This window comes from Streptococcus sp. 10F2 (genome assembly GCF_054331515.2).
The window spans coordinates 1-11807 of the sequence record NZ_JBTGGE020000022.1 but is presented as its reverse complement, the minus strand read 5'-3'; the positions used below and the strand labels follow the sequence as shown (position 1 = coordinate 11807).

The 11807-nt window shown below is 45.6% G+C and carries 5 protein-coding genes; all 5 read left to right on the top strand.

Annotation, left to right across the window (positions count from 1 at the left end; all coding sequences use genetic code 11):
* The coding region (locus ACXM1Q_RS05260) for a mucin-binding protein (protein ID WP_460255633.1) at window positions 1–2407 on the top strand (2407 nt) is incomplete at its 5' end.
* A gap of 258 nt (window positions 2408–2665) precedes the next feature.
* Window positions 2666–9139 (top strand): Rib/alpha-like domain-containing protein, encoded by a 6474-nt coding sequence (locus tag ACXM1Q_RS05255; protein ID WP_458516820.1) that lies wholly within the window; start codon window positions 2666–2668, stop codon window positions 9137–9139.
* Between the two features lie 129 nt (window positions 9140–9268).
* Window positions 9269–9634: a ribonuclease P protein component gene (gene rnpA, locus ACXM1Q_RS05250; protein WP_458516818.1), complete on the top strand. Its 366-nt coding sequence runs from the start codon at window positions 9269–9271 to the stop codon at window positions 9632–9634.
* Window positions 9612–10436, top strand: a complete 825-nt coding sequence (locus tag ACXM1Q_RS05245; protein WP_458516842.1) for a YidC/Oxa1 family membrane protein insertase — start codon at window positions 9612–9614, stop codon at window positions 10434–10436. Before rnpA ends, ACXM1Q_RS05245 begins: the two co-directional genes overlap by 23 nt.
* A gap of 20 nt (window positions 10437–10456) precedes the next feature.
* The gene (jag, locus tag ACXM1Q_RS05240) at window positions 10457–11569 is read left to right on the top strand and encodes an RNA-binding cell elongation regulator Jag/EloR (RefSeq protein WP_458516816.1); all 1113 of its coding nucleotides are present in this window, start codon (window positions 10457–10459) and stop codon (window positions 11567–11569) included.
* The last annotated feature ends 238 nt before the right edge of the window (window positions 11570–11807 follow it).

Below are 11807 nucleotides of genomic sequence, written 5' to 3'. Positions count from 1 at the left end.
TACAGGTGTGAAAGCAACTGATGATGACTATGTTGATGCAGTTGTTTATGTTCCAGTTGGTAACTATGTTCCAGAGTTCCCTCCAGGAGTTACTCCAGAGAATCCATGGACAGAAGTACCATATGTAACAGATCCAACAAATCCAAGTCAAATTGTTCCTCCTACTGATCCAAGTCAACCAGCTATTCCATATGTACCAGGTATGACTCCAGTAGATCCAGGTAGCAAGGAGCCGTTGAAACCAGTAGATCCAAATGATCCAACTAAGGGTTATGTTCCACCAGTTCCAACAACTCCAACTGGCGATACGAAGATTCCTTATGTGAAGAATCGTTCAACAGCACAATTTGTTTATCGTGTAGTTGGCCAAGATGGTACAACTGTTATTCGAGAACTTGAGAAATCACCAGTTCTTGAAGGAGCAATTGATGATGTTATCGATTATTCAACAACAGACACAATTACTAAATACAAACGTCTTGGTTATGTTCTTGTGAAAGATGGCTTTGTATCAGGTACACGCTTCGGTCAAGAAGGCGCAGTTTACTACGTCGACTTGAAAGAAATGGTTATTCCTGTAACACCTGAAAAACCACAAGAGCCAAATAAACCAGTCGATCCAACAGATCCAAACACACCAGTCTACCCACCAATTGAAAATCCAGATATTGTGAAGTTGACTGAAGAAGTGAAACGCGACGTGAAATACTATGTTCGTGATGCGAATGGAAACCTTACGAAGATTCCAGAAATGGAAATTGCAACTAAGGAAGATACATTACGCTTCCGTCGTGAAGGAACTGTGAACCTTGTAACAGGTGAAAACACTCTTGGTGAGTGGATGGCACTTGATGGTACAGAATTTAAAGATTATGCATCACCATTGTACAAAGGATATATCCTTGCGAATGCTGCAGATGCTATGAAGGGTGGACATACAGGTATCACAGCGACAACAGCTGACATTCACGATGAAGTTGTTTATGTTGCTATTGCCTCTTACGTTCCGGACTTCCCAGCAGATGTACCAGAAAAACCATGGACAGACATTCCTTACACTAATGATCCAACAGATCCAGGTAAGATTGTTCCTCCAACAGATCCAGCTCAACCAAATATTCCATATGTACCAGGATTTGAACCTCAAATTCCGCTTCAGCCAGTTGATCCAAACGATCCAACGAAAGGCTACATTCCTCCTGTACCAACAGATCCAACGAAACCAACAACTATTCCTTATGCACGAATCGATAAAGCACAAATTGTTTATCGTGAAGTGAAACAAGATGGTACAACAGTTGTTCGTGAATTGGAAAGTTCAGCGGTAATGGAAGGTACCTCTGCACAAGTTATCAACTACTCAACAGCTGATACAATTGCTAAGTACACTAAACTTGGTTATGAACTTGTGAGAGATGGTTTCGTTGCAGGTGCTCATTTTGATGGTAAAGACGGAGTAGATACTTACTACGTTGATCTCAAAGCGAAAGTTATCCCTGTAACACCAGAGAAACCAGTAAATCCTAATAAACCAGTTGATCCAACAGATCCAACATCACCAAATTATCCAAATCCAGATAAGGATGATATCCTTAAACTCACTGAGGAAGTGAACCGTGAGGTACGTTACTATGTCAAAGCTGCTGATGGAAGCTTGAAAGAAGTTCCAGCATCTGAAGTAGCTATGCATCGTGATACTCTTCATTTCCGTCGTGAAGGAAGCATTAATTTGGTGACAGGTGAAACAACTCTTGGTGATTGGGTAGCACAAGACGGCACTTCATTTGGAAGCTACAAGACACCAGTCTATAAAGGACATATCCTTGTAGATCCAGCACAAGTGGAAGCAGGAGCGCATACAGGAATTACAGCTGATTCAGCAGATATTCTTGATCAAGTTATTTATGCGCCAATTGCGAACTATGTTCCAGGATTCCCTCCAGGAGTTACTCCAGAGAACCCATGGACAGAAGTACCGTATACGAATGATCCAACAGATCCAAGTAAACTTGTACCACCAACGGATCCAAGTCAACCAGTTATTCCACACGTTCCAGGATTGGTACCGGTAGATCCAACTACAGGAGAACCATTGAAACCAGTTGATCCAGAAGATCCAACGAAAGGTTACATTCCTCCTGTACCAACAGATCCAACGAAACCAACAACAATTCCTTATGTTGAAGTACCTAAGCCAGAGCCTAAGCCTGAACCAAAACCAGAGCCTAAGCCAGAGCCTAAACCAGAACCAAAACCAGAACCTGTGATGCCAGCACAACCTCAAGCACCAGCGGAAACACTTCCTGAAACTGGTACTGAAGATACTGCTGGAGCAACAGCTCTCGGTGTTCTAGGTCTCCTTGCAGGATTTGGAATTGTCGGACGTCGTCGTAAGGACGAGGAGTAAGAATAAGTGTACATCCTTGATATGAGTGTAGACATGTATGAGTAATAAGGAACCGAGTATTGTCCAGATTAAAAATGGTTTCTTTCCCCCTCTTCGGAGGGGGTTTTATTTTTGGGAAAATGCTTTTTGGAAAGCAAAGGCAAGGCTGCACAATTTATACGAGTCACTAGACTTTTTGTATAAATTGAACTAAAATATGATATGAAATTATTTTGAAATCTACTATATGATTTTAGAAATAAGAAAGGAATTCTATGTATGAAATATGAACCGTTTTCCAAAGTAGTTCAACGGTTTTCAATTCGAAAATACTCGATTGGAGTTGCTTCTGTTTTTTTAGGGAGCAGCATTTTTGCGGGAAGTGTGGTTCAAGCGGAGGAACAAACTCAGCCTGATTCTATGGAAATAAATCCAGTTTCAACGGAAGTTGAAAAAGTGGAAGAGGCTGTTTCAACAGAGCCCCAGTTGCTTTATGCAGCAGAAGCATCTGTAGAACCTACTCAAGCTCCATCAACTTTAGCTACAAATCATATATCTGTAGATGTTCAACCAGAACAGCCTGTTACTGTCTCGGAGAGAGAATCGGTAGGAGATTTCGAGAAGGGATCACCGTTACGTGCTAGCACTACCGGAGCAGTTTCCAGTTCTCTTCAAACTCCAATTGATTTTGGGGTGGATGGCTTTACTGAGAGCTCTACTGACCCTCAGAAAATCATTGTACTTTCCGGGGGAACCTATTTTGATAATATTTCTGAAAATGGAAATCAGATTTTCTTACGCCAAACGGATTGGAATAAGTTTAAAGGGAGTGGTTTTTCAACGGAGTATGGTAAAAAGGGTCATTCAGGGGAATATTTAATCTGGTTTGAGAATCCAACTTTTTATAATAATATTGATACGATTAAAATCAAGACAGATTCTATCTACAATGAAAGTCTAGACTTGACTCCTTACCATAATAAACAGCTTTGGACGATACCGGTTGATAACCGGTTTGTTAGTTTTGCAGATGATCCAAATAGTTCACAAGATGCCACTAATATTCCTTTGACGATTACCCTTAAAAGCGGTCAGACTGTTTCTGGACTTCTTGGAGATCAAGCGATTACTTTTGGAAGTGCCTTTGTTAGTGGAGGAACATATGGTTCTGTTGCACAAACGAATCGCTTGGTTCTGGATACCTTAAATGGAGCTTGGTTTTCTACGTCTATGCCGAATCGTGAGGCTGTTTTTACAAGTACAGCGGTCGACAGTATTTTTACAGATACTAAGAATAGAAAAACAGAGGATTCTTCAAGTAACGCAGAGATTTCGGAACTATTCCCAATTGTGAACTTAGATGGTCAAGTAACGGGCTTGAAATTTATTACCCGTTATGAATTGGTGGAAGGACGGAGCATTCTAACAGAGCCTCGAGGTACAATTCCCTATATTGTTCAAAAAATACCTCAAGATTTGATGCGTTTAGTTGATCCAAGTAAGGTACAGCTATATGCTTCAAATGCTGCGGGAGCACCTTTGGCTAAAGGTATTCCTTTGGTCGTAGATAATAGCGGCTTGTTACATACAAAAGCAACACCAGCTATTAGTATGGTAGGAGTAACAACGAATGAGGAGGCAGAAGTGAAGCGACAAACTCTTTCTTCTGTCTTTAGGCCGATTATTGAGAAGGTGACAACTCCTAGCGTTATTCTTTCAGGTTATTATGAGCCAGCTGCGTATACGATTGAATATGGATTTAAAAATCCTGTTTCAAAAGCAGAATTGTCGGAACTTGTTCATCAAATTGCTAAAAGTACAGGAGTTTCGGCAATTGCTGAGACTTGGAAAGAAAGAGGAGCATATCTTGGTTCAGGGCAGACAGAAGGGGTTATGAGAAATACCTACTCCAATACTTACCTTGATCGTAGTGTCCTTGCTGTTGAGACAAAATTAGTGGGAAATCTAACTCAGGCTGAGACTTATCAACCAAGCTATCCGACTTATGAGGTTCAACGTGGTAAGACAACTATTGTGCCCCAAACAGCAGCTATTCCAAGGGGAACAACCTTTACGACTCAATCATTGAATAGTCCTCTCTTATCTTTTGGAGAAAGAGGAGCTGCGATTCTTACAATTCCAGAGGATAATCGACTCGGGGATCGTAATTTTACGGTTACCGTTCGTTATCCAGATGGATCTACAGAATCTCTTGATTTGAAGGTAGTGATTGTTGAGGCTCAGACCGAAGAAGCGGATAAGTATAGTCCAAGCTATGCCCCAGCGACAGTTGAAGCTGGTCAAACAGTTGTCTTGCCAGGTCAAGGCCTACCTTCTCAAGCGACCTACCGTGTTAGCGGAGAAGGCATGACGATAGATGGCCAAGGTCGTGTAACAGTGGAAGTTCCAGCAAGTACTTCTGCAGGCACTCTTAGAGGTGAGGTTCTGGTAGTCTATAGTGATGGTAGCGAAGACCGTGTTCCAGTAAGTATCCAAGTTACCGCGAAACCAGTTGTGACTCCAGAGGCAGATAAGTATAGTCCAAGCTATGCCCCAGTGACAGTTGAGGCTGGTCAAACAGTTGTCTTGCCAGGTCAAGGTCTACCTTCTCAAGCGACCTACCGTGTTAGCGGTGAAGGCATGACGATAGATGGCCAGGGTCGCGTAACAGTGGAAGTTCCAGCGAGTGCTTCTGCGGGTACTCTTAGAGGTGAGGTTCTGGTAGTCTATAGTGATGGTACCGAAGACCGTGTTCCAGTAAGTGTCCAAGTTACCGCGAAACCAGTTGTGACTCCAGAGGCAGATAAGTATAGTCCAAGTTATGCCCCAGCGACAGTTGAGGCCGGTCAAACAGTTGTCTTGTCAGGCCAAGGCCTACCTTCTCAAGCGACCTACCGTGTTAACGGCGAAGGCATGACGATAGATGGTCAAGGCCGCGTAACAGTGGAAGTTCCAGTAAGTGCTTCTGCGGGTACTCTTAGAGGTGAGGTTCTGGTAGTCTATAGTGATGGCACCGAAGACCGTGTTCCAGTAAGTATCCAAGTTACAGTGAAACCAGTTGTGACTCCAGAGGCAGATAAGTATAGTCCAAGTTATGCCCCAGCGACAGTTGAGGCTGGTCAAACAGTTGTCTTGTCAGGCCAAGGCCTACCTTCTCAAGCGACCTACCGTGTTAGCGGTGAAGGCATGACGATAGATGGCCAAGGCCGCGTAACAGTGGAGGTTCCAGCGAGTGCTTCTGCGGGTGCTCTTAGAGGTGAGGTTTTGGTAGTCTATAGTGATGGTACCGAAGACCGTATTCCAGTAAGTATCCAAGTTACCGCGAAACCAGTTGTGACTCCAGAAGCAGATAAGTATAATCCAAGCTATGCCCCAGCGACAGTTGAAGCTGGTCAAACAGTTGTTTTGTCAGGCCAAGACCTACCTTCTCAAGCGACCTACCGTGTTAGCGGTGAAGGCATGGCGATAGATGGCCAAGGTCGTGTAACAGTGGAAGTTCCAGCAAGTGCTTCTGCGGGTACTCTTAGAGGTGAGGTTCTGGTAGTCTATAGTGATGGTACCGAAGACCGTGTTCCAGTAAGTATCCAAGTTACCGCGAAACCAGTTGTGACTCCAGAGGCAGATAAGTATAGTCCAAGCTATGCCCCAGTGACAGTTGAGGCTGGTCAAACAGTTGTCTTGCCAGGCCAAGGTCTACCTTCTCAAGCGACTTACCGTGTTAGGGGTGAAGGCATGACGATAGATGGCCAAGGTCGCGTAACAGTGGAAGTTCCGTCGAGTGCTTCTGCGGGTACTCTTACAGGTGAAGTTCTGGTAGTCTATAGTGATGGCACAGAAGATCGTGTTCCAGTAAGTATCCAAGTTACCGCGAAACCAGTTGTGACTCCGGAGGCAGATAAGTATAGCCCAAGCTATGCCCTAGCGACAGTTGAGGCTGGTCAAACAGTTGTCTTGCCAGGCCAAGGTCTACCTTCTCAAGCGACTTACCGTGTTAGGGGTGAAGGCATGACGATAGATGGCCAAGGTCGCGTAACAGTGGAAGTTCCGTCGAGTGCTTCTGCGGGTACTCTTACAGGTGAAGTTCTGGTAGTCTATAGTGATGGCACAGAAGATCGTGTTCCAGTAAGTATCCAAGTTACCGCGAAACCAGTTGTGACTCCGGAGGCAGATAAGTATAGCCCAAGCTATGCCCTAGCGACAGTTGAGGCCGGTCAAACAGTTGTCATGTCAGGCCAAGGCCTACCTTCTCAAGCGACCTACCGTGTTAGCGGTGAAGGCATGGCGATAGATGGCCAGGGTCGCGTAACAGTGGAAGTTCCAGCGAGTGCTTCTGCGGGTACTCTTACAGGTGAGGTTCTGGTAGTCTATAGTGATGGTACCGAAGACCGTGTTCCAGTAAGTATCCAAGTTACCGCGAAACCAGTTGTGACTCCAGAGGCAGATAAGTATAGTCCAAGCTATGCCCCAGCGACAGTTGAGGCCGGTCAAACAGTTGTCATGTCAGGCCAAGGCCTACCTTCTCAAGCGATCTACCGTGTTAGCGGTGAAGGTATGACGATAGATGGCCAGGGTCGCGTAACAGTGGAAGTTCCAGCGAGTGCTTCTGCGGGTACTCTTAGAGGTGAGGTTCTGGTAGTCTATAGTGATGGTAGCGAAGACCGTGTTCCAGTAAGTATCCAAGTTACCGCGAAACCAGTTGTGACTCCAGAAGCGGATAAGTATAGTCCAAGTTATGCCCCAGCGACAGTTGAAGCTGGTCAAACAGTTGTCTTGTCAGGCCAAGGTCTACCTTCTCAAGCGACCTACCGTGTTAGCGGTGAAGGCATGGCGATAGATGGCCAGGGTCGCGTAACAGTGGAAGTTCCGTCGAGTGCTTCTGCGGGTACTCTTACAGGTGAAGTTCTGGTAGTCTATAGTGATGGCACAGAAGATCGTGTTCCAGTAAGTATCCAAGTTACAGCGAAACCAGTTGTGACTCCGGAGGCAGATAAGTATAGCCCAAGCTATGCCCTAGCGACAGTTGAGGCTGGTCAAACAGTTGTCTTGCCAGGCCAAGGTCTACCTTCTCAAGCGACTTACCGTGTTAGGGGTGAAGGCATGACGATAGATGGCCAAGGTCGCGTAACAGTGGAAGTTCCGTCGAGTGCTTCTGCAGGTACTCTTAGAGGTGAGGTTCTAGTAGTCTATAGTGATGGTAGCGAAGACCGTATTCCAGTAAGTATCCAAGTTACAGCGAAACCAGTTGTGATTCCAGAGGCGGATAAGTATAGTCCGTCTTATGTGCCAGTTGAGGTAGAGCCCGGAACGCAAGTAAGAATTCCTGCTCTTAATCTTCCATCGAGTGCGACTTATAGCATTGTCGGTGAGGGCATGACTGTAGATACGCAAGGTTGGGTAATAATTCGTGTGCCGGTTGGTACAAAGTCTGGTCTACTAACTGGCCAAGTCACCGTTCGCTATAGTGATGGCTCCGAGGATCTTGTGCCTGTTAGAATTACAGTAAAAGCAGTCGAACAGCCGGTTACACCAGTAGATCCGGAACAGCCAGTAAAACCGGTGGCCCCAGAGCAACCAGTTATACCAGTGGATCCGGAACAGCCAGTTAAGCCAGTGGCCCCAGAACAGCCGGTTACACCAGTAGACCCGGAACAACCAGTAAAACCGGTGGCCCCAGAAGAACCAGTTAAGCCAGTAGATCCGGAAGAACCAGTTACACCAGTGGACCCGGAACAGCCAGTAAAACCGGTGGCCCCAGAGCAACCAGTTACACCAGTGGAGCCGGAACAGCCAGTAAAACCGGTGGCCCCGGAACAGCCAGTAAAACCGGTGGCCCCAGAGCAACCAGTTATACCAGTGGATCCGGAACAGCCAGTTAAGCCAGTGGCCCCAGAACAGCCGGTTACACCAGTAGACCCGGAACAACCAGTAAAACCGGTGGCCCCAGAAGAACCAGTTAAGCCAGTAGATCCGGAAGAACCAGTTACACCAGTGGCCCCGGAACAGCCAGTTAAGCCAGTAAATCCGGAAGAACCGGTTAAGCCGGTGGATCCGGAAGAACCGGTTACACCAGTAGATCCGGAAGAACCGGTTAAGCCGGTGGCCCCGGAACAGCCAGTTAAGCCGGTGGCCCCAGAGCAACCGGTTAAGCCGGTGGCCCCAGAGCAACCAGTTACACCAGTGGAACCGGAAGAACCAGTAAAACCGGTAGACCCAGAACAGCCAGTAAAACCGGTGGAGCCGGAGCAACCAGTAAAACCGGTGGATCCGGAACAGCCAGTTAAGCCAGTGGACCCGGAAGAACCAGTTAAGCCAGTGGCCCCGGAAGAATCAGTTAAGCCGGTGGCCCCAGAGCAACCAGTTACACCAGTGGACCCGGAAGAACCAGTAAAACCGGTAGACCCAGAACAGCCAGTAAAACCGGTGGATCCGGAGCAACCAGTTAAGCCGATGGACCCAGAACAACCGGTTATACCAGTAGATCCGGATCAACCAGTCACACCAGTAGTTCCTGAAATCCCTGAGCAGGATAATAGGGGCGAGAAAGTGGAGAATTTGGGAAATCCAGGTTCTGGGAATGTTGTTCAAGAACTTGGTGAAGCTAAGCTATCTGCGTCTATACATGAACAGTCGCGTGAGCAGCAACTTCCAAATACTGGAGAATCACGCAATCGATTTGCTCACTTCCTAGCTTGGTTGCTGTCTCTTATCGGATTTGGTTTTCTCTTTGGAAAAAATAAAAAAGAAGAAAAATAAGCTAAAATTATTGAAAAGCAGGTGAAAACCATTTGGATTCACCTGCTTTTTTGCCTCTATCCCTTGCTACTATTGGTTTTATTGGAAATTGTGGTATAATAATACTAATTTTGATGAAGGAAGAAGATTGTGAAAAAAAGCTATCGTATCAAAAGAAATCAAGACTTTAAGGCTCTGTTAGCTCAGAAGCGAAATAAGGCTAATCGGAAGTTCGTGGTTTACCAGATGGATAGCGACTTGACGCACTTTAGGGTGGGGCTTTCCGTAAGCAAGCGTTTAGGGAATGCGGTGACCCGTAATCGCATCAAGCGGCATTTACGCCACCTCCTTCAAAAACACCAAGATCGGTTAGCGCCTGTGGATATTCTATTGATTGCCCGAAAGGGAGTCGAAGAGTTGTCCTATGTGGAGATGGAGCAGAATCTTCTCCATGTCCTTAAATTGGCTACGATTTATCAAGAGGAAGATGAACGTGAAGAAAAAGAAAATACTTAGTTTAGGACTTGTGGGTTTGACCTTGGTTACGCTCACTGCCTGTGGAACTTCTCAGGTGACCAGTCAGTCGACAGGCCTCTGGGAGAAGTTGGTTTATTTATTTGCGGAAGCGATTAATGGTCTTTCTTTTGGAGGAAATGTTGGTCTAGGGATTATTCTCATGACCTTGATTTTGCGGACGGTGCTCTTGCCTGTCTTCCAATATCAGACAAAGTCCTCCCAAAAGATGCAAGAGATCCAGCCTGCCCTTCGGGCTTTGCAAGAAGAGTACCGCGGACGTGGTCGTGAAGGTCAGGAGGAGCTAGCGCGCAGGACACAGGCTCTTTATACAGAGCGTGGTGTTCGCCCCTTTGCTGCCTTTATTCCACTCTTTGTGCAATTACCAATTCTCTTGGCTTTCTACCAGTCCCTCACCCGAGTGGACATCCTGCAAGGAGCTCATTTCTTGTGGTTGGATCTTAGCCAACCCGACCCTTACTTGATTCTCCCATTTTTGGCCGCTGCTCTCACCTTTGTGGCCTCTTGGCTATCTACTTATGCTTTAAAAGAAAAAAATGGACTGACATCCAGTATGACGTATATCATGCCGGTGATGATCTTCTTCCTCTCGCTCTCGGTGGCTAGTGGGGTGGCCCTCTACTGGACTATCTCCAATGCGTATCAGGTTGGACAGACCTTATTTTTGAATAATCCTTTCAAAATAGTGGCTGCACGCCAACGTGAAGAAGATGAGGTTAAGCAAAAGGTCGCTGCGCAACGCAGGGCCGAACGCAAGGCAAGGAAAAAGAGAAAGAAAAAGTAAAGCGATAAAGGAGTTTACTTATGGCACTTTATACAGGAGCTACCGTTGAGGAAGCAATTAAAAATGGTCTGGAAGACCTAGGCCTCCCACGTATGAAAGTTCGGATCAAGGTCCTAGCACGTGAAAAGTCCGGATTTTTAGGAATCGGTAAAAAACCAGCCCAAGTCGAGATGGAAGCCTTAGATTTCAAGGAAGACTATGACTTGGAAGACACTCTCCCGCTTCAAACCCCTCTGGTGGAAACTATTGAAGAAGATGTCACAGAGGAAAGCCAGTCTCAGGATGACATGGCAGAGGCTATTTCTAAATTAGAAGAGACTGGCAAACTCAGTATCCTCTTCCCACGCGATCTTCCTAAGGAAGTCTTCGTAGAAGAAGAAGGTCAAGTTGAGACATCCCTTCCTCAAGTTGAAGAAGTTCTAGAAGAGGAAGAAATTACTGAACCTGCTGAGGATCAAGCATCTGAGCCCCTTCTTCAAGTTGAAAGCACCGAAGAAGATGAAGTAGAGGACAAGGAAGTGGTAGAAACTGACTTGGAAGCTACTGCAGTTGAAGCAGAGGTGAGTCTGGAAGAAGTCGAAGAACCAGAAGTTTTGGATCAGTCTCCAGACGAAGAACAGCTAGAGCCAGCGACCTTTGTTCGACGTGAACGCGAAAGTCTAGAAGAAGAACAGATGGACCAAGCCCAAACCTATTTGGAATCTATTCTCAAGGAAATGGATGTTGAAGCAACGGTCTCCGCATCTATCAGCCGCCGGACTATCTATTTCCAAATTGATACCAACGAACCAGGGCGTGTCATCGGCTACCACGGGAAAGTTCTAAAATCCTTACAGCTCCTAGCTCAAAACTACCTCTACAACCTTTATGGACGCACTCTCTTTATTTCCATCAATGTTAATGACTATGTGGAACACAGAGCAGAAGTTCTCCAGAGCTACGCCCAAAAACTAGCCCTTCGAGTCTTAGAAGAAGGCAGAGCCATGGAAACAGATCCAATGTCCAATAATGAACGTAAAATTATTCACCGCATTATTTCCAAAATCGATGGCGTTACCTCCTACTCAGAAGGCGACGAACCCAATCGCTACGTTGTAGTGGATATCGAAGAAGAAGAACTCGAATTAGTTTAATAAGCAACCCTCTCCGCTAAGCGGAGAGGGTTTTGGGGTTCTATAATAAGTTGTGTGGTAAATTCCACGTAGCTTTTTTGCATGAAAAAGTATTTCTTTTAAACTGATAAGTATTATAGTCATTTAGTTTTTAAATAGTATGTTATCGCATCAGTTATAGAGTCCATTTTACGAAGTAATTCTGTAACTGATTTTTTTAAAATAGCCCAGCTTTTTTCAATAGGATTTAATTCTGGAG